Genomic DNA, 19,681 nt, shown 5'->3' with positions numbered 1-19,681 from the left:
CGGCCGTGAGGAGCTGCTTGTCGCGCCTGCGGGGGAGGGGGAGAGTCGCCCGGCGCCCTTCCCTTGCGGACACCTCCTCAGCAGAGCATCGGCGATCACATTTCAGCAAGCTGCCCGGTCTTAACAGTGAGAGCAACACGGAGGAGCCATGCAAAGAATTCTCATCGTCGGTGGAGGCTACGCCGGTTTCTACGCCGCCTGGCACCTCGAGAAGAAGGTGAACGCGAAGCGCGCGCAGATCACCATCGTCGAGCCGCGGCCATATATGACCTACCAGCCGTTCCTACCGGAGGTCGTCGCGGGGTCGGTGGAGCCCCGACATGTGGCTGTTTCCCTTCGGAGCAACCTCCGCCGCACGTCCGTGGTCCCCGGGCGGGTGGTTTCCATCACCCACGCGGACAAGCGAGTACTCGCGGAAATGCCCGACGGCTCGACCCGAACGCTGGACTACGACATCGTCGTCGTAACCGCAGGGGCGGTCACCCGAACATTCCCCATCGAGGGCATCGCGGAACACGCGATCGGATTGAAGACCGTGGAAGAGGCCGTCGCGGTCCGCGACCAGCTCCTCACCGCGTTCGAGCAGGCAGCCTGGCTTCCGGATGGACCGGAGCGCCGTCGTCTGCTGACGTTCACGGTCGTCGGGGGCGGCTTCTCCGGCGTGGAGGTTTTCGGGGAGATGCTCTCCTTGGCTTCTTCCCTGCTGAAGTCTTATGCCGAGCTGAAGTTCTCCGACCTGGCCTTCCACCTCATCGAAGCGAGCGGCCGCATTCTGCCCGAGGTGACCGAGCAGCCCGGCCGCTGGGTTGTCGAACACCTCACCCGACGCGGTGCCCACGTCCACCTCAACACACAGATGGTGTCGGCGCGGGGTGGCCGAGTCGTCCTGTCCACGGGCGAGGAGTACTTCACCAATGTCCTCGTCTGGGCGGCTGGCAACGCGGCGAATCCCGTGGTTGCTACGAACACCGATTTGCCGGTCGATGCGCGCGGGCTCCTCCTGACGAGACCGGACTTGCGCATTGGTACGAGCGAAGCCTTCGTCGAGGACGCATGGGCCGCTGGCGACAATGCCGCTGTACCCGACCTTGCTGTCGCCGTCAACGGAGCCCGAACAGTACCCAACGCCCAGCACGCCGTACGCCAAGGCAAGCTCCTGGCCAAGAATCTCGCGGCCGTGATGAAGGGCGAGGTCCCGAGGAATTACCTCCACCACAGCGCGGGAACGATCGCAACGCTGGGGCTCGGACACGGGATCTTCCAGTACCGCAGCATCGTCATCAAGGGGGTCCTGGCGTGGCTCATGCATCGCGGCTACCACGTACTCGCCGTGCCCACGTGGCAACGGAAGGCACGAGTGCTGGTGCTGTGGGTGGTGGCGTTCCTGTTCGGCCGCGACATCATCTCCTTGCAGTCGGTCCAGCAGCCCCGGGCGGCATTCCTGGCGGCACTGCCGCTTCCCTCGTCGCACGTCGCGGAACCGACCACGACAGCAGGAGTGGCCACCGCGGCGAACGCGACCCCGCCAGAGGCGCGTCGTGCCGGTTAATCGTCGCGCCAAGCCATTCACGGCGACGGCGTCGCAATACCTCCGGGAGCGTACGCCGTTCGGACGGAGGTACGCTGCGGTCGCAGCCGAGTTGCGTGGTCGAAGGGTCCCTCTGCACTGGACCAACCTTTTCGGCGTCATCACTCTGGCGAGCATCGCGGTGCTGTTCCTCACCGGCGTTCTACTGATGATCGTCTACGTGCCGTCGAGCGAACCTGTCCCCTATCGCGGACCGTACGCGCCCTTGCAGGGCGTTGAGGCCTCAGGAGCGTTCGTCTCAGTGATGCGGCTGTCCTTCGAAGTTCCCGGTGGCCTCCTGATCCGGCAGCTGCACCATTGGGCGGCGCTCCTCGTTCCTGCTTCGATCATGCTGCAGATGCTCGTCAGTTTCTTCACCGGCGCGTTCCGCCGTCCACGTCGGACGAGCTGGGTACTGCTGTTCCTGTTGTTCGTCATCGCGCTCGCCGGCGGCTGGAGCGGGTACGCGCTGCCCGATGACATGCTGTCCGGCTCAGGCCTTCGCATCGTTCAGGGCATCATGCTCGGCATCCCCCTCGTCGGCACCTGGTTGTCGATGTTGTTGTTCGGCGGCGAGTTCCCCGGCACCATCGTGGAGAACCTGTACGTGATCCACATTCTTGTGATTCCCGCCGGTGCCGTCGTGCTCGTCGCTGCCCGCGCGTGGGCGGCTTATCGCATCAAGCCGCCGCAGTTCGCCAGGAGAGGGCGTCGGGAGGACAACGTCGTGGGGGTGCCTCTCTTCCCGGTCGCCGTCGCTCGCGCCGGCGGTCTGTTTTCGATGGTTGCCGGCATCCTGGTCCTGATCGCTGCCACCGTCACGGTCAGCCCGATCTGGTTGTATGGGCCCGCAGATCCCGGCAACGTCTCGGCGGGAAGCCAGCCGGACTGGTACACCGGATTTCTCGACGGCGCCCTCCGGCTCGTTCCCCCCGGGTGGGAGTTCGTGCGGCTCGATCGCACGTGGTCGCTAGCGGTCTTGGCGCCGTTGGGTGTTATCGGGCTGTTCCTTCTCTCCGTTGTCGCCTATCCGTTCATTGAGGGGTGGATCTCTCGCGACAAGGCAGAGCATCACATCCTGGACCGCCCGCGAAACGTCGCCTCCCGCACAGGTCTGGGCGTTGCCGGGATCGTCTTCTACGGTGTCCTCTGGGTGGCGGCCAGCGCCGACATTCTCGCGCTGGTGTTCCGTCTGAGCTTGGAGTCGGTCATCATGACGCTCCAAATCACTTTAATCCTCGGACCTGTGTTCGCCTTTGTTCTGACGAGGCGCGTGTGTCTCGCTCTTCAGAAGAAGGATCGGGATCTTGTTCTGCACGGCTACGAGACCGGGCGTATCGTTCGGCTTCCTGGAGGCGAGTACGTGGAGGTGCACAACTCCGTTGACGACGACGAGCAGGAGCGACTGACTGCGCACTCGCACACCCTCGCTGCCGATGCGAGGCCCAACGACGCGGGGCAGCTCACTCTGCTGGAACGCGCCCGAGGAAAGTTGGCGGGCTGGTTTTTCGCGGACCGGATCGATATGCCCCCAAAGAATCACGCGATCAAGGAGAGGCCGAGTGTGGCGGAGCATCCCCAGAATGGGGTTCGTGCCGCTGCAGGGAAGCATCGCCGTAACCGTTTGAGTTTTACCAGATCACATAAGGGGTGACCGCGCGACGGGGTTTGCCGAAGTGCGGACACCCCTGTGGCGGGTTGTCGGTTCGGCCGTGCTCGCCGTCGCTCGAGGTTGCGAGAGGGGCTCCATCGCGAACGCTCTGGGAGTGACCCGCCACGCCAGAGGCGGCGGAGACACGTCCGAATGCCCGACCACGACCAGGAGGTTTGCAATGAATTCAGTTCGCCTTGAGACCCCGGCCGGGATCGAGGCTCGGCTCGGTGCCGACCCGCGGGCGTCGGCCTGGGACCGGCATCGCACCCTCGCCAGAGAGCTTGTAGCGGTGCGATTCGGCGTGGAGAGGCAGGCGGTCGGCGTTCTGCGAGAAGCGCCTGCGGGCTTTGGGTCTGAGCAGCAATCCTTTGCCGAGATCGCCCATACGAGGATTCCCTTGAAGATGCGCACCGTGCACTTCGGAGCCGCAACGGTAGTTGCTCTCGTGGAACCCGGCGTCCGGCTCGGACTAGACCTACGCGACCCTTATCCCGATGAGGGCGCGGTGGCCGAGATGCAATTGCATTCGCACCTGTTCGACGAGGACAACGTCGATTCGTTGTTGCGGCACTGGACGAAGGTGCAGGCTGTTCTCGACGCCGACGGCCGCGGCGCACGGCTCAGGCCCGAGTACGTCAGATTGGACCCCCTACGCTCCACGGGGTGGGTCCCCGACATGAGAGCCCACTATTCATTGCTCGACCTATCGCGAGACGGGTGGATCATCACGTTCGCGCTGCAGAGAACCTGACCAGTTTGTAGCAGGTAAGGCGATGTGCGGCCGGGTTTCCCGAGGGCCGGTGCGAGCGGCGCTGGAGCGTTATCTCGGCCTACGGGACGCCGATGCCGGGTGTCGTGCGGTTCACCGTCGGCGACGCCGCGCCCCACCCCAATCCGTTGAACACCGGCCTGTCGCCGGCAGAGGCTTCCGGGATTCGCGTTGCGGCGCTAGGAGGGTCATGCGTGGGAACGACGGCACGGGAGCTCGCGCCCGGGAGAGACCACATCATGCTTATGAACGTGCTCGATCCCATCGCCCCCCCGCGGGGACAGCGGAACCATGCTTACGTTCGGGGACAAATCCGTGTGCGCATTCGTTGCCCCATCTAACCGTTCCTCTGAGGGGACCAGGAGCGCGTGGGGTCTTTACTCGGGAGCGGAAGCGGGCGCGGTGCTCTCGCCGACGCCGGCGCCGTCGCCGTCGCGGTCGACGACCGATAGTGACCGACGTTCGCGCCCCTCAGCTACGCGCATCAAGTCGAGGCCAGTACGGCGGGTGAGTACCGGAGGCGTGTGGCCGGCCTGTCGTGCCGGCGACGACGTGACGCCTCGCGGCACCGTTGCCCCGCGAACGCGAACTTCATCGTGCGCTTTCTTCTCCGGAGCCGGTTCTCCTAGGGCGAGGTGTGCGTACAGGCAAGACCAGAAGGACACCGAGGATGGCACTCACTCCGAGGCTGAGCGCTGTTCCGACGACATCGACCGGTCCGCCGATGATGTGGCTTACGTGGTAAGCCAGGTGCAGTACTCCGAACACCGCCCAGCCGAGTCCGGCGACGCGTCCGACCGTCGCCGTCTTGGACAGGAATCCCGCCATACTGATCGCGGTCAGGGCCAGGTAGAAACTTCCGATGTCCCGGATGAGGTGCTCGTTTTCGGCGCCGTCGAGCCTGATCCAGGTGAGCCCGAATCCGGGGAACGACGTGTAGAACGCGTGCGGGAAAAACTGCGCCCACAGACCCACGTAAAGGCCGATGAGGATGGTGAGGGCCAGGACCACTCGTCGAGAAGTATTGTCCATATCTATCAAGACAGCCTCGCCGGCCGGACTGTGAGGGCGGACGGCCGTTTGATCTGTTCGGTCGCACCGGAGTCTGGCATCGGTGCACTGCGCTGGCTGAAGGCACATGTCGCTGGGGACCTGCGGAGATGCTGCCCGCAGGGTGAGGCACAGGCCCCGACCGAGGATTCCCTGCTCCGTTGCAGCCTCCCGTACGGACCGGCGGTGGCTGCGACGTCGCGAGGAGGTCCGCCTAACGCTCGCGGGGCGGGCTTTGATTCCCTCACAAATGAGCGGTGTTTGCGGTCCTAACTAGAGACCCCATTCAACCGCGGGGCGAACCGGACCCAGCTAGGAGATCCCCGTCGCGCCGACGGGCGGAGGTGCAAGATGTCGGTCATCAGCAGACGTGACAGTGTGCGTCAACGCGCTCGCGCGTCCTCCCGCTGGGACACCTTTTGGGAATGGTTCGCTCGGCCGGTGCACTACAGCGCCGTGCGCAGCCTACGGGTCGCGGCACAGGAAGGCGACGCTCCGCGGCTCGAATCCCTTCTTCACGCCGATGTGGCTGTCGTGGTCGTTTCCGATGCGGGAGCAAACCCCGGAATGCTGACCGCGCGAGGACCCCGAGACGCGACCGGACTGCTGATTCATGGCATGGCGGCTCAACCGGGAGCCTCCGTCGTGGAGCGTTCTGTGAACGGTCAGGCCGGCCTTGTAGTGACCTCGCATGGGCGGGCCTCGGCCATGATCACCGTGGACTTCACAGGGCGGCTTGTCAGCATGGTTTGGGTGGCGTTGCGGCCTGAGTTGTTACGGCATTGGAACTCTGTGTGAGGCCGCCGCCCTCGACGAGATTCGGAACGCGGTCACGTCAGTTCGAATCCCTCTGTCTCCGCGCAGCTATTTGGCCCAAGATCCCTTGGAAACACTGGGGTCACGGGCCATAGCTTTCTCGTAGGACGGCTGTTTGCGTAAGGATTGCGTAAACCCGGTCGCGGAACGCGTCGAACGGCACCACGCGTGGAGCTGTCGGCCTGCTCAGTCCTCGCTGAATATTCCTCGGATGCCAGCATTCTCGGCGGCGCGGTCGAGCGCACTCGAGACGGCGTCGAGGTCGGCTTCGAAGAGGTCCGAGTACACGGCGGTGTTGGTGTCGGTTGTGCGGGCTTCGCCGTAGGGGGTGTAGGAGTAGCCACCCGCGTAGGTGCCTGTTTCGGTGAAGATACCGACGACGGAGCCGAGGTGGTCGTGGATGTAGTACTTGTGGGAGTCGTCTGACCCGCCTAGGACGCCTACGGCGTCCCCGGCGGGTGTGCGGACGTAGTTGTCGACGGTGGTCCCGCTGGTGCGTTGCATGAGGCCGAGGGCGCCGCTGTTAAACGTGACGCTGCCTTGGGAAAGGCGGTCGGTGTTTCCGGTGCCGAAGTAGGTTCTGTTGTTGCTGCCGAGCGCGGTCAGCTGGCCGCGGTCTCCGAACGTTCCTGTGGTGCCGGTGAGGCCGTTGCGGGTCTGGTTCTCGGCGGCGTCGTAGGTCCAGGTGGTGGTTTGTCCGGTAGCCGCGGTGATTTGGTTGGCCGCGTCGTACGTGTAGTCGATGGTTCCCGCGGTGGCACCGGTGGCACCAGCTCGGATCTGCTGCGTCCGGTTGCTGTTGTTGTCATAGGTGTACGCCCACGACGCTGTCGTCGTCGACCCGGATTCTTCTTGGGCCAGGGTGAGGCGGTTACGGGAGTCGTGGGTGTAGCTGGTGGCCGCGCCCGCGGTGATTCCTTGCTCCTTATGTGCTGTCCGGGCCTGCACGTTGACCCGGTCTCCGGTGCGCGACTCGTTCTCCTTCCACAGCGAACGTCCGCACCTCTACTTCAACCACACCTCGTCGGCGGCGCGAGGAGTGTGGTCTGTAATCGGCCGCCGAGGGGAACAGGGCGGCGAGGGGGCCAGCGCGAGCCGGGGCACGCCGATCATTTCCGCCGTCGAGGTGCTGTCGATGATGGGCTCGCTGCGCGCGCGGCCAGAGTTGATCCGGATACGACGAAGCGCTGGCCCGAAAAGGGGCCAGCGCTCCGTCGGACGTTCGCCCGGGTATCAGTGTCACTTAGCGGCGAGATATCCGCCGTCCGCGACGACCGTCTGCGCGGTGATGGCGCGAGAAGCCGGCGAAGACAGGAAGACTACGACCTCGGCGATGTCCGAGGGCTCCATGAGGTGACCCTGCGGCGTCTGCGAGATCCAGGTGCTCATGATCTCGGGATCACTCGCCCCGACGTCTTTGAGCAGCTCGGTGTTCGTGTAACCGGGGGCCACCGCGTTCACCCGGACGCCGCGGGAGGCCCACTCGACTCCGAGGGTGCGCGACAGTGCGACGATAGCGGCCTTAGTCGCGTCGTAACTGGCGTGCACCTCCGGCCGGGGTGCCGCGAAGGCGGTGATCGAGGAAATGTTGACGATCGTGCCCTTCGTCTTGAAGAGCTCGGGCGCGAACTCTCGACATCCATAGAAGGTGCCGGTCAGGTTCAGATCGACCACTCGCTTCCACACATCGTCAGGCTGCTCGGCGGACGCCCCGTCCAGCGACATTCCCGCACAGTTCACGAGATGATCCACTCTGCCGAATCGCTCGACGGTGGCGGCGACGAGCGCCTTTACCGAGGTGGAATCGGTTACATCGACCGAGATGCCTACGAGCTCGGACCCAACTTCGGCCGCGATCTCCGCCGCGGTGCGTTCGGCCGCGTCCTGGCGAATGTCGGCGACGACGACCCTTACGCCATGACGTGCGAACGCCGTGGCGATTGCACGTCCAATTCCTCCCGCCGCGCCTGTGACGACGGCGGTGCGCGTAGTTGCGCTCATGTGGTCCTCCTCGACCTCTGCCACTCGGCTCGTCGGGAGCGACGAACGCCGTAAACATCCTGCCACACTGTTCACTCACAACACACAGCTCCCCCGCCGCGGACTTGACAACACGGGGCGAGCCGGGTTCAGTAAGCGATGTCAGTTCACTACAGGTGCACACTCGGCTGACCGAGAGCACCGGTCAGACCCGAAAGAACGGCGGCAATGGAGCCTTCCAGCCTCCTCGAGATGCGCGGCATCACCAAGGACTTCTCCGGCATCAAGGCGTTGAGCGACGTCACGATCGATCTCCGCGCGAACGAGGTCTTGGCGATCTGCGGCGAGAACGGTGCCGGCAAGTCCACCTTGATGAAGGTGCTCAGCGGTGTGTACCCGCACGGCAGCTACGACGGGCAGATCCTCCTCGATGGGCAGCCGGTCGAAATGGCGGGCATCGCCCAGAGCGAGCGGCTCGGCATCGTCATCATCCACCAGGAACTCGCCCTTACCGACAACATGTCCATCGCCGAGAACATCTATCTCGGCAATGAGGTCAAGGGTGCGTTCGGGCTGATCGACTGGGAGGAGACACATCGACGCGCGGCCGAGCTGCTGAAGACCGTCGGTCTCCGCGAGAAGCCGTCGACGCCTGTCGCCGAGCTCGGTGTGGGCAAACAGCAGCTTGTCGAGATCGCCAAGGCTTTTAGCAAGGACGTCCGCATCCTGATCCTCGACGAGCCGACCTCGGCGCTCAACGAGGAGGAGTCGGAGCACCTCCTCGGCCTGGTGGCGGACCTCAAGAAGCGCGGCATCGCCTCCATCATCATCAGCCACAAGCTCAACGAGGTCGAAGAGATCGCCGACCGGGTCACCGTGATCCGAGACGGCTCGGTCGTCGAGACGCTGACGAAAGCGGAGATCTCGCAGCCTCGGATCATCCGTGGAATGGTCGGACGCGACATCAACCACCTCTTCCCCGACCGCGTCGAGCGTGAACTCGGCGACGAAGCCTTCAGCATCGACTCGTGGAGCGTCCGCGACCCCGCCGACCCCGATCGCTTCAAGGTGCGCGACGCGTCGCTGACCGTCCGCGCCAGCGAGATCGTCGGCATCTGCGGACTCATGGGCGCGGGCCGCACCGAGCTCGCGCTCAGCGTGTTCGGTCGCTCCTACGGCGTGGGCATCTCGGGAGAGGTGCGCGTTGACGGCTCCGTCCGCGACGTCTCCACCGTGAGCAAGGCGATCGGCGCGGGCCTCGCCTACGCGACCGAGGACCGGAAGACTCTGGGCCTGCACTTGGACGACGATGTCGTACGCAACATCAGCCTGCCGAACCTGCGGCGCTTCTCGCGCAACGGCCTGGTGGACGAAGACGCGGAGATCCACGCCGCGAACGGTTTCAAGACTTCGATGCGCATCAAGACACCCTCCATCTTCGAGCCGGTCGGCCAACTCTCGGGCGGGAACCAGCAGAAGGTCGTGCTGAGCAAGTGGATCTACACCGACCCGCGCGTGCTGATCCTCGACGAACCGACCCGTGGAATCGACGTCGGAGCCAAGTTCGAGATCTACGCGATCATTCAAGAGCTGGCGGCGAGCGGCAAGGCGATTCTGTTCATCTCTTCCGAGCTACCCGAGCTGCTCGGCGTCTGCGACCGCATCATCGCGATGCACGAGGGCGAGATCACCGGAGAACTGCCGATCGACGACGCCACACCCGAAAAGCTCATGGAGCTGATGACCCTCGAGAGGACGCGCCATGTCAACTAGTGGCACCACCCGCCTTGCGCCGCAGGACCAGGACGGATTGGTGCGGACGACGAACCTCGTCTCGCGCGTCGGCCGCTTCCTTAACAAATACAGCATGGCTGTCGCACTGATCGTCGTGATCACGGTCTTCGCGTTTTCGACCGACGGAATCCTGCTTCGCGAGCAGAACATCTCAAACATCGTCACTCAGAACGGTTACATCCTCATCCTCGCCATCGGAATGGTGATGGTGATCATCGGCGGTCACATCGACCTATCGGTCGGCTCGCTCGCCGGGCTATCCGGGGCGGTCGCGGCGATCCTCATGATGCAGTGGCGCCTGGACTGGTGGCTCGCCGTCATCCTGGCGCTCGTCGTCGGCGCCACTGCCGGCGCGTTCCAGGGATATTGGATCGCGTTCGCGCGCGTGCCGTCGTTCATCGTCACGCTCGCGGGCATGCTCATCTTCCGTGGGCTCACGCTCGCCCTGATAGGCGGTAACAACATCGGCTCGCTGCCGGAACCCTTCGTGTTCCTGGGCGCCGGGTACATCAATCTCGGTTCCGGGTCCGGTCCCGACATCGTCACGATGGCCATCGGTGTCCTGATCGCCGCGACGATCGTGTGGTGGCAGGTCGCGAGCCGGCGCCGCAAGGCCCGGCATGGCGAGCCGGCGGGCAATCTCATCGGATTCATCATCGGGCTGGCCCTCGTGTCTATCGCGATTCTCGCGGTGACCTACGCCCTGGCCAGTTTTCGCGGCCTTCCCGTCGTCTTGCTCATCCTCATCGTGCTCGCCGCCGGGTACACAATTCTGATGACGCGTTCGGTCATCGGCCGGCACATCTTCGCGGTGGGCAGCAACCGCCGTGCGGCGCAGCTGTCCGGCGTGAAAGATCGTCGCGTCGACTTTTTCCTCTTCGTCAACATGGGTGTCTTGGCAGCACTGGCCGGCATCATCCTCACCGCTCGACTGAACCTCGCCACCTCGGGTGCCGGTGCGGGCTTCGAGCTGGAAGCCATCGCCGCGGCATTCGTGGGCGGTGCTGCCGTTCAGGGCGGTGTCGGCTCCATCGCCGGAGCGCTCGTCGGGGGCCTCACGATCGGCATCATCAACAACGGCATGTCGATCATGGGTCTCGGGACGCAGTGGCAGCAGACCGTGCTCGGCATCGTCGTCCTGCTGTTCGTGGCGTTCGACATCTGGAACAAGAGTCGTCGGGTGCCGCGCGCCGTCTGAAGGATTTCCTCCCCAACTTCGCCTGAGAGGGCGGATCGTCCCATCCGAAACACAGCACAGAAAGACGAGACGCTATGAAGCTCAGTTCCGTAGCCCAGGGCCTTCCGGTCCGCCGGACGTTGGCAGTCGCCGCAACCACGGTTGTCCTCGCGGCGGGACTCGCCGCCTGCAGCGGCGGATCCGGCTCCGGCGGCGACGGTGAAGGCACGGTCGGCATCCTGATGCCGGGTGTCACCAGCGTCCGCTGGCAACTCGAAGCGGACGTCATGACTGACACGTTCGAGGAGCGCGGTTATGACACCACCGTGCAGTTCGCCAATGACGACGCGTCCACGCAGGTCCAGCAGATGGAGGACATGATCACGTCGGGCGTGAATGCGCTCGTCGTCGTCGCCGTGGATGCGCAGTCGCTCAATGGGCCGCTCGCCGACGCGGAGGCATCGGACATCCCGGTACTCGCCTACACGCGTCTGCTGCAGGACACCGATGCCGTCGACTACTACACGACCTTCGACTACACCGCGTACGGCGCCGCCAGCGGGCACTCGATCCTCACGGCGCTCGGTGTCGAGGACGCAGACGGCAACCCGACGGGCGAGACGGGGCCGTTCAACATCGAGATCGTTAACGGCAGCCCGACCGACTCGGTCGCGTACGACATGTTCGACGGTTACCTCGAAACGATCAAGCCCTACGTCGACGAGGGCGTCATCAACATCCCGTCCGGTCAGACCGAGTTCGACCAGACAGCGGTGCCGAACTTCACCGCGGAGGGCGCACAGAGCCGCATCGAGGACCTCGTGACGGCGAACTACTCCGACGGGACGAAGCTCGACGCCGTCTGGGTGCCCTTCGACGGAATGACCCGTGGTGTCATCGCCGGACTGAAATCCTCGGGACTGCAGCCGGGCACCGAAGACTGGCCGATTCTGCCCGGGGGTGACGGCGAGCTCGATTCAATCAAGCTGATCCTCTCCGGCGAGCAGTACTCCTCCGCCTGGATCGACGTCATCACCCTCGCCGAGGGTGCCGCGAGCATGGTCGCGGACGTGCTCGACGGCGGCGACTGGCCCGAGCCCGACACCACCTTCGATAACAACAACTTCGAAGTGCCGGCGAAGCTCTTCCCCGTTGTGAACGTCACGAAGGACAACGTTCAGGAAGTCCTGGTCGACAGCGGCTTCTACTCGGCGGAGGACCTCGGTCTCTGACCGGCGTCAGGAAGCCGACCATCCCTGCGTCCCCGTCGGTGTCGCTGCGCGGCAACGACGGGGACCTCGATCCCCACTTCGCAGGGGCATCATTAAAGCCGCTGTCTTCCATGCCGACCACGACATCCGCGTGACGGATGTCCAGGCACCCGGGCGCGTGGGGCCTCGCGATGTGCTGCTGAAGCCGTGCTGGTGCGGAATCTGCGGAACCGACCTGCACGAGTACGCGCAGGGACCGATCGTGATCCCCAGCAAGCCCACCCGTTAAACGGCTCGATCGCACCGCAGATCCTCGGTCACGAGTTCTCCGCCGAGGTGATCGAGGTCGGATCCGAGGTCAGTCACGTCCGTGCGGGCCAGCGCGTGTCGGTGATGCCCCTGCTCTTCTGCGGCGAGTGCGACTTCTGTCGGCGCGCCCTGAACCACTTGTGCCAGCGCATGGCCTGCATCGAACTGAGCTACGCCTGGGGGGCCTCGCCGAGGTCGCGATCGTTCCCGCCGCGAACGTCAGCGTGCTTCCCGGCGAGGTGTCCGACCTCCAGGGCGCCCTGGTCGAGCCCGGAGCGGCTACTTCGGGGAGGCCCAGATAGCACGAAAACCCGAGTCAGAGCGCTCTGCGGCCCCAACACGACGATCGTCCAGCGGCGGACCGCGGAGACCCGAAGATGGGTACTCGCGGCCAGAACTGCGGTGAGCCGACGCTGCGGATGGGGCGCCGCGACCTGCGAGTTGACCCCCAGGTGACCCCGAGCATCTCGAGGAGGGGATCGACCTGAGTGTCCTTGAGTGCACTGCGTGTCAAGCGAGCCTGGCGACGATTCTGGGAATCGGCTGATCACCAGTCCAATTCGAGATGGGTTTCCACTAGATCGGTGCGGCGGTCCGGCCCAAATTGAGCTTGGGAGACACCCTGCTAAGGTGGAGTCCCCTTACGGGGACCGAGGGTTCGAATCCCTCCGTCTCCGCAAAAGAATGCCTGGCCCGGCCTGGATTCCCGTCGAGGACGCTTCCGATTGCCTGGCGTCATTCGACCTCATTTCGGGGGGTGAAGTGACCACTGCGGGGGTCACCGGTGGGGCCACCTACACTCGGAGCATGGGGCGCCCGCCCGCGTGAACTCGCGGTTCGAGGCGGTCTCGGCATCGTCGGCAGCGGGTGGCCCGCCATCCGTCACAGGTGGTGCACTTCGTCGCCATATCGGCGACTGACCTCCGATTCTCGACGTGGACCTCGAGCGAGGTGTCCCCCAGGTGTCTCCCGCCTCGCTGCAGAGGTGCGCGCAGCCGTGAGTCTCGTCTGCGCGACCCGGGCTCACGCAGCCGTCTCAAAGGCCGACATGCACCTGACGTGCCAGGGCCCGGCTCTGCGGTGAGAGCCGGACCCTGGCACGGTCATTTCAGTCTGGGTCGCACACGAGTCGTGGACGACCTCCGTAGTCCGGCTACGCAGCGCCGATAGCGGTCACGAGTGTCGGGCGAGGTTCGCCCGCAGGACCTCTTCGAGATTCAACTCCGCCTCCCGCGTGGGAATCCCGGCGGCGAGTGCCGCCGCGGCAAGCTCCCCAGACGCGGGGGTGAAGGTCACCCCGAGCAGGCGGTCCTCCGCGCGCAGTGCGTCCTCGAGCGTGCCGTCCGCCGCGTCGATCGCTTCGGTCGCTGCGGCGCGGACACCGTCGGGCAGAGTCGCGATGATCCGTGCGACCCGATCGACGAATTCGTCCAGCTCTGCGGCGGGCAGGGCTCGGTTCACCCATCCCCACCGCTCGGCGGTCGCCGCGTCGACGAGCTCGCCCGTCAGCACGACCTCGAGGGCGCGCGCGCGACCCACGAGGCGGGGGAGGTGGGCAGTTGCACCAGATCCCGGAACGATGCCGATCAGCGCTTCGAACTGGCCGAACGCCGCCGTCTCGAGGGCCGCGAATCGCAGATCCAGGCTGGAGGCCAGTTCGGATCCACCTCCGCGGGCAAATCCCGCGACCTTGGCGATGGTGGTCTGAGGCAGACGCCGCCAGCGTTCATGGAGCCGCATCATCGGTCCGGTCCCGACGAGCGTCTCCTCCGCGATCGGGAGGGCGGCGTACGTCGCGGGGTCCTTCACGAATGTGAGGTCACCGTGTGCCATGAAGAACTCCGGATTGGAGCTCTGGAGCACAATGACGTGCAGGTCGGTATCGTTCTCCGCCGATGCTGCGACGGCGTCCAGGTCGATCAGGAGCTGGGCCGTAATCAGGTTGACGGGCGGAACATCCATCGAAACCCACAGGACTCCGTCCTGGCGCTTGAGATGGAGGGTGGGCAGGGACTGTTCAGTCATGAGATTCCTTAACGTGAGGTATCTCTGGTATACCTGGTACATGATGGGTACTTCAACGAAACCTGGTATCGGCGAGGATCGCACCAATCGCGACACCATCGTCGGCCCTCAGCGCGAGCTCCTCGATCAGCTACTGGACAAGTGGGGTCAGCTGCTGCTGGCCGCGGTGTGCCACCAGCCGCGACGCTTCAACGAGCTCAAGCGAGAGCTCGATGGGGTCACTCAGAAGTCGCTCACCCAGGCGCTGCGGCGCTTGGAGCGCAACGGCCTCGTTGAGCGCCGGGTGCTGACGCAACGCCCGATTGCTGTGGAGTACCGGATCACGCCGCTGGGTCGCACGCTCGAGGAGCCCTTCTTGACCCTGCGCGCCTGGACGGTCGACCACCTGGCCGAAGTCGAACGGCACAGGGACGCATACGACGAGGCAACCGGCGCCACCCCCGCCTGGTGACTCCAGCCCCCCGTTCGGTGCGACACCTCGTGACAGCACGGGACCGTTTCGGCTGGGAGCCTGAGGCGCGCGCTGAACCAGCGTGTTCCGCGCCGGTGTGCAATCTTCTACGTGGTGGTGGTTGCCCTCGCACGCCTAGTCCGGGGGCTGGGCTATCGGGTGCGACGCTGTGCTGGTGTGGGGCGTGCGACCTTCCCGCCGAGGTCGCACGGCCCACGGATGATCAGAAGGCTGACGTGGTCTTCGACGGTATTGGCAAGAAGACGCCGTTCGCCCTGGACTGCCCAGCACTGGGCGCCACCACCTAGCGACTCGTGGGGGCATGCTCCGCTGAGGCGTGCCACACCAACTCGTCGCGTCGGCGCAGAACCTCCTGATGCAGGGCCAGGCGAACGGCTCGTACGTCCACCCGATCGATGGACTGCTTGCGAAAGGCGAGAGAGACATCGGCTCGCGCGGGAGGCATTCTGGCGGACACCCGCCACAATTCGGGTGCGGTGTCAGCGATGAACTTGGGCAGCAGTGCAACTCCCGCGCCCTGCCGGGCGGCCTCGAGCAGCGCGAAGATGTTGGTCGACGCGAAAGCGACCGACGCGCCAGGTACGTAGGAGCGTATCTCGTGCTCCTTCACGCGTTCCAGCGAGTCGATCATGTAGATCAGTGGATGGTGCGCCAGGTCCTCGGCGGATCCGGGGTCACCGTGCTCGGCCAGGTAGGCGGCGCTTGCGTAGAAGGCTGAGTCGTATCGGCAGAGCTTCTCGGTGAAGAGGGCCGACGAAGGAGGTGCTCCCAGAATCAGGGCGATGTCGAAGTTTGTCTGTCGAAGGGTGAGGTGCTGGGCACCTGTCACCAACTCGACGTTGAGTCCGGGATGCTGCACACGCAGCCTGGTGAGCGCGGGAGTGACGAAACGCGCGCCGAACCCGTCCGCGGCCGAAAGCCGGATTGTTCCACTGATCCCGTCGGTGGCGACCCCTGCGATGGACTGCGCGGCCCGTTCCACGGCAATCTGGATGGTCCGCGCGTGCTCGGCGACCCTTCTCCCTTCTTCCGTCAGTACCCACCCCTCATGACCGCGCCCCACCAGGCGTGCACCCAGCGCCGTCTCAAGCGCCCGCAACCGTCTTGAGACGGTGCTGTGGTCCACACCGAGGCTGCGAGCCGCCCCCACCAAGCGACCCGTGTCCGCCACCGCCGCCAGGTATCGAAGATCATCTGCGCGGATGCTACGGATGTCGATCTCATGTGCCATTGTTGGGCCTCCGTTGCGCAAGAGTGCAGAGACGTTGTGCGCTTCTGCCCCTTTTTCTCGCCGTTGCCGCACTCCTACAGTCGGAGCGTGGCCGTCGGGCGACCAGCCATTCAACGCGGAGATGAATGTCGGAGCACGCCGCGTCCGCTTGAGGATCGGCACAACCACCAACCCACGCCGGAAGCAAGGAGCGATCGTGCACGTATTCATCATTGGCGTCACCGGTGGCGTCGGCTCGTTGGTCGCGCGTGACCTGCGGAGGGGAGGAGACTCCGTCACCGGACTCGTGCGGGCGGAATCCCAGCGAGACTCGCTCGCCGCCATCGGAGCGAGCGCCCAGATCGGCGATCTCATCGCCCTCACGGCGGAGCACCTGGCCGCCATGATCGGGACGGCCGACAGCATCGTCTTCGCTGCCGGCGCGAGCGGAGGAGGCCGGGATGCGACCACCGCGATCGACGGTGACGGTGTGGCCAAGGCCATCGCCGCCGCACAACTCACCGGGCGCCGCATCCGGTTCGTGCTGGTGTCGGTCTTCCCGGAGGCCTGGCGTGAGCGGAATCTGGGGGAGGGTTTCGACCACTACATTCACGTGAAGAAGACGGCCGATATCGCCCTCTCGCAAAGCGGACTCGACTGGGTGATCCTTCGCCCATCCGCCCTGCAGGATGGGCCGGGCGAAGGATCGGTGGCGCTGGGCTTGGCGGAGATCCACGACGAGATCGCCCGCGCCGACGTCGCGGCGGCTCTGGTGGAGATCCTTCACGAGCCGCGTATCACTCAGGAGATCCTCGAAGTGACGGCGGGGGACGTTCCCATTCGCCAGGCCGTCGCGGGCGTCATTCGCACGGGCGGGAGCCTGCCAAACGGGTGACGCCGGCCCGACGAGGCTTGCAACTGACCGGCGTCGTCCGCACGGGCGGGAAGCTGCCATACGTATGACGCCGGTCAGTCGGGCTCGTCGAACGTGATGATCTGACGGATGGCACGTCCGTCGGCCAAGTCGTCCATGGCCTGATTGATACCCACGAGGGTCGTGCGCCCGGAGATCAACTGCTCCACGGGGAGGCGCCCGTCGCGCCACAGCTGGGCGTACGCGGGAATGTCCCTGGACGGCACCGCCGATCCGAGGTAGCTGCCCTCGATGCGGCGCGCCTCCGCGGTGATCACAAGGGGATTGATGACGGCCTCGGCACGGGGATGGGGCAGTCCGACTGTCACCGTCGTGCCGCCGACGGCCGTCAACGCGATCGCGGTCTCGAACGCGCGCGTGTTCCCGGCCGCTTCGATCACGATGGGGGCTCTGATCCCCGCCTCCAGCGCCTCGGCGGGGGTCAGAGCTTGGGAAGCACCCAGTCGCAGCGCGTGTTCGAGTTTCTCCGGTACCGCGTCGACCCCGATGACCGCGCCGTTGCCGAGGGAGACGGCCGTGATGAGCGCCGCCATCCCCACGCCGCCCAGGCCCACCACGAGAACGCTGTCACCAGGCTGGGGTCGACCCGTGTTGATGACGGCGCCGCCGCCGGTGAGGACGGCGCATCCGAGCACGGCCGCGACATCGGGCGGGACGTCGTTGCCGACAGGCACGACCGAGCGGCGGTCCACGACAGCGTGGGTGGCGAAACCGGAGACGCCGAGATGGTGATGCACCTCTTCGCCGTCCAGGTGCAGCCGGCGAGAGCCGCTCATCAGCGTGCCCGCCGTGTTCGCCGCCGTGCCGCGCTCGCACGGCAAACGGCCGTCGGTGAGGCAGGCCGGGCATTGCCCGCACCGTGGCAGGAACGCCATGACGACCCGTTGCCCGACGGTGAGGTCGTCGACTCCCTCGCCGAGATCGATCACGATGCCTGCCGCCTCATGCCCGAGCAGCATAGGCAACGGGCGCACCCGGTTGCCGTCGACGACCGACAGGTCCGAATGACACAGTCCGGCCGCCTCGATCTTGACGAGCAGCTCGCCGGGCCCGGGCGGGTCGAGTTCGAGATCCCGGATGGTGATGGGTGCGGAGGCGGCGAAGGGTCGGGGCCGCCCGGCGTCTTCGAGGACGGCGCCAGTGATTCTCATGTTCTCTTCCTGCCTTCGAGTGGTCTCAGCCGTGGAGGGTCGGGTCGAGGGCGAGGTACTTGGTCTCCAAGTACTCGTCGATGCCGAAGTGGCCTCCCTCGCGGCCAAGCCCTGACGCCTTGAGGCCGCCGAAGGGCGCGCCGGCCTCGGACACCAACCCGCGGTTCACTCCGATCATGCCCGCCTCGATACGGGCCGTCGCGTCCAGCGCGCGGGAGAGATCCTGCGTGTAGACGAACGCCGCCAACCCGTAGGGCGTCGCGTTGGCCTTCTCGATCGCTTCGTCGTCGGACGAGACCACGGTCACTGTCGCGACCGGCCCGAAGATCTCTTCGCGGATGATGGACGCGGAATCGGGGACGTCGGTGAGAACAGTCGGCTCGTAGAAGTAGCCCTCGCCGGGGATGATGCGACCCCCCGTATGTACACGCGCACCCGATGCCACGGCGTCTTCGACGAGCCCGTGGATGCGGAGGCGCTGGCGCTCATCGATGATGGGGCCGATGCCCAGGGCGGTGTCGGTTCCACCGCCCACGGGGAGCGCTTTCGTGCGCTGCACGAAAGCGTCGATGAATTGGTCAGCGACGGCTTCGTGCACGATGAAGCGGTTGGCCGCGACGCACGATTGCCCGCTGTTGCGGAATTTCGCGATCATCGCCCCGTCGACGGCCGAGGGGACATGCGCGTGCTCGAGGACGAGGAAGGGACCGTTCCCCCCGAGCTCCATGGACGAGCGCAGCACATGGGCGGAGGCCTGCTCGAGCAGTCGGGAGCCGACCGCCGTGGACCCCGTGAAGCTGACCTTCCGCAACCGCGGATCGGCCATCAGTGTTTCGGACACCGCTGCCGCACGCGTCGTCGGCAGCAGGTTCACCACGCCGTCCGGGACGCCCGCCTGCTCGAGCACCTCGACGAGAAGAGCCATGGTCAGCGGCGTCTGCGCCGCGGGCTTGATGATGGTCGTGCAGCCGGCGGCGAGAGCGGCTCCGAGCTTGCGCGTGCCCATCGCAAGCGGGAAGTTCCACGGCGTGATGAGCAGCGACGGACCGACCGGCACGCGCGTCGTCGCGATCATGAAGTCACCGCGTGGCGATGAGCCGAACTCGCCGTGCACATGTGCTGCTTGCTCCCCGAACCAGCGCAGGAACTCGGCGCCGTAGTCGACCTCGGCGAGGGACTGGGTGAATGGGCGCCCGACCTCGGCCGAGATCACGGCGGCGAACTCCTCCCTTCGCGTCGTGACGGCCGCGAAGGCAGCCTGCAGAATCGTCGCGCGCTCACGAGCAGACGTGCGCGCCCATCCGGGCTGCGCGGCATCCGCGCTGCGCAAGGCCGATACGGCGTCGTCGGGCGTCGCGTCCGCCACGGTGGTGAGGAGCCTGCCCGATCCTGGGTCGATCACTTCGAAGCGGGAGGTGTCGGAGGCGTCCTGCCAGTGACCGGAGATGTGGAGTCCGGTCGTCACCCGCGTGCCCGCGACGATGGCGCTGGCCTCCGACAAGGATGTGGTGCTCATGATCCTGCTGTCCTCTCCGCGGCAATGTCGTGAACCGTCGCCGGGA

16 protein-coding genes are annotated in these 19,681 nt (G+C 65.8%); 9 read left to right on the top strand and 7 right to left on the bottom strand.

All coding sequences use genetic code 11. The annotated features are described in order from the left end of the window. Window positions 1–148 precede the first annotated feature (148 nt). The 3 genes from AC4FS2_RS13255 to AC4FS2_RS13245 all read left to right on the top strand — a co-directional run bounded on the left by AC4FS2_RS13255 (window position 149) and on the right by AC4FS2_RS13245 (window position 3,972). Complete coding sequence (locus AC4FS2_RS13255) at window positions 149–1,549, top strand: NAD(P)/FAD-dependent oxidoreductase (protein WP_491156241.1); 1,401 nt, start codon at window positions 149–151, stop codon at window positions 1,547–1,549. Continuing rightward, entirely contained in the window at window positions 1,539–3,221 is a 1,683-nt protein-coding gene (qcrB, locus tag AC4FS2_RS13250) for a cytochrome bc1 complex cytochrome b subunit (protein WP_491177582.1), read from the top strand. The genes AC4FS2_RS13255 and qcrB overlap by 11 nt, the downstream gene beginning before the upstream one ends. 397 nt (window positions 3,222–3,618) lie before the next feature. Next, window positions 3,619–3,972 (top strand): hypothetical protein, encoded by a 354-nt coding sequence (locus AC4FS2_RS13245; RefSeq protein WP_491177580.1) that lies wholly within the window; start codon window positions 3,619–3,621, stop codon window positions 3,970–3,972. Window positions 3,973–4,581: 609 nt separating this feature from the next. Here the strand turns inward: AC4FS2_RS13245 and AC4FS2_RS13240 are convergent. The 3 genes from AC4FS2_RS13240 to AC4FS2_RS13230 all read right to left on the bottom strand — a co-directional run bounded on the left by AC4FS2_RS13240 (window position 4,582) and on the right by AC4FS2_RS13230 (window position 7,857). Beyond that, window positions 4,582–5,022: a hypothetical protein gene (locus AC4FS2_RS13240; RefSeq protein WP_491156247.1), complete on the bottom strand. Its 441-nt coding sequence runs from the start codon at window positions 5,020–5,022 to the stop codon at window positions 4,582–4,584. Window positions 5,023–6,042: 1,020 nt separating this feature from the next. Then, a complete protein-coding gene (locus AC4FS2_RS13235) occupies window positions 6,043–6,804 on the bottom strand; it encodes a hypothetical protein (protein ID WP_491156249.1) in 762 nt (253 codons plus the stop codon). A 291-nt stretch (window positions 6,805–7,095) separates the two neighbouring features. Further along, the gene (locus AC4FS2_RS13230) at window positions 7,096–7,857 is read right to left on the bottom strand and encodes an SDR family NAD(P)-dependent oxidoreductase (protein WP_491156250.1); all 762 of its coding nucleotides are present in this window, start codon (window positions 7,855–7,857) and stop codon (window positions 7,096–7,098) included. A 207-nt stretch (window positions 7,858–8,064) separates the two neighbouring features. On the opposite strand from AC4FS2_RS13230, the gene AC4FS2_RS13225 reads away from it, so the two are divergent. The 4 genes from AC4FS2_RS13225 to AC4FS2_RS13210 all read left to right on the top strand — a co-directional run bounded on the left by AC4FS2_RS13225 (window position 8,065) and on the right by AC4FS2_RS13210 (window position 12,783). Beyond that, on the top strand, window positions 8,065–9,609 hold the full coding sequence (locus AC4FS2_RS13225; RefSeq protein ID WP_491156251.1) for an ATP-binding cassette domain-containing protein: 1,545 nt from the start codon (window positions 8,065–8,067) through the stop codon (window positions 9,607–9,609). Then, a complete protein-coding gene (mmsB, locus tag AC4FS2_RS13220; RefSeq protein ID WP_491156253.1) occupies window positions 9,599–10,828 on the top strand; it encodes a multiple monosaccharide ABC transporter permease in 1,230 nt (409 codons plus the stop codon). Before AC4FS2_RS13225 ends, mmsB begins: the two co-directional genes overlap by 11 nt. A 74-nt stretch (window positions 10,829–10,902) precedes the next feature. After that, complete coding sequence (locus tag AC4FS2_RS13215; protein WP_491156255.1) at window positions 10,903–12,039, top strand: substrate-binding domain-containing protein; 1,137 nt, start codon at window positions 10,903–10,905, stop codon at window positions 12,037–12,039. Between the two features lie 186 nt (window positions 12,040–12,225). Continuing rightward, window positions 12,226–12,783: an alcohol dehydrogenase catalytic domain-containing protein gene (locus AC4FS2_RS13210; protein ID WP_491177578.1), complete on the top strand. Its 558-nt coding sequence runs from the start codon at window positions 12,226–12,228 to the stop codon at window positions 12,781–12,783. A gap of 717 nt (window positions 12,784–13,500) precedes the next feature. Here the strand turns inward: AC4FS2_RS13210 and AC4FS2_RS13205 are convergent. Further along, the gene (locus tag AC4FS2_RS13205; RefSeq protein WP_491156257.1) at window positions 13,501–14,352 is read right to left on the bottom strand and encodes an enoyl-CoA hydratase/isomerase family protein; all 852 of its coding nucleotides are present in this window, start codon (window positions 14,350–14,352) and stop codon (window positions 13,501–13,503) included. 40 nt (window positions 14,353–14,392) lie between these two features. On the opposite strand from AC4FS2_RS13205, the gene AC4FS2_RS13200 reads away from it, so the two are divergent. Next, a complete protein-coding gene (locus AC4FS2_RS13200) occupies window positions 14,393–14,803 on the top strand; it encodes a winged helix-turn-helix transcriptional regulator (protein WP_491156259.1) in 411 nt (136 codons plus the stop codon). A 304-nt stretch (window positions 14,804–15,107) separates the two neighbouring features. On the opposite strand, the gene AC4FS2_RS13195 is transcribed toward AC4FS2_RS13200, so the two are convergent. Beyond that, window positions 15,108–16,055, bottom strand: a complete 948-nt coding sequence (locus tag AC4FS2_RS13195; protein ID WP_491156261.1) for a LysR family transcriptional regulator — start codon at window positions 16,053–16,055, stop codon at window positions 15,108–15,110. Window positions 16,056–16,251: 196 nt separating this feature from the next. On the opposite strand from AC4FS2_RS13195, the gene AC4FS2_RS13190 reads away from it, so the two are divergent. Next, window positions 16,252–16,929: an NAD(P)H-binding protein gene (locus AC4FS2_RS13190; protein WP_491156263.1), complete on the top strand. Its 678-nt coding sequence runs from the start codon at window positions 16,252–16,254 to the stop codon at window positions 16,927–16,929. A 74-nt stretch (window positions 16,930–17,003) separates the two neighbouring features. On the opposite strand, the gene AC4FS2_RS13185 is transcribed toward AC4FS2_RS13190, so the two are convergent. After that, a complete protein-coding gene (locus tag AC4FS2_RS13185; protein WP_491156264.1) occupies window positions 17,004–18,119 on the bottom strand; it encodes an alcohol dehydrogenase catalytic domain-containing protein in 1,116 nt (371 codons plus the stop codon). A gap of 25 nt (window positions 18,120–18,144) precedes the next feature. After that, window positions 18,145–19,635 carry an NAD-dependent succinate-semialdehyde dehydrogenase gene (locus AC4FS2_RS13180; protein WP_491156266.1) on the bottom strand — a complete coding sequence of 497 codons (1,491 nt, stop codon included), beginning with the start codon at window positions 19,633–19,635 and terminating at the stop codon, window positions 18,145–18,147. Between the last annotated feature and the right edge of the window lie 46 nt (window positions 19,636–19,681).

The organism is Microbacterium sp. Z10_103 (assembly GCF_058310455.1).
The sequence above is the reverse complement of the archived record's forward strand: the minus strand, read 5'-3'. Positions and strand labels throughout refer to the sequence as shown.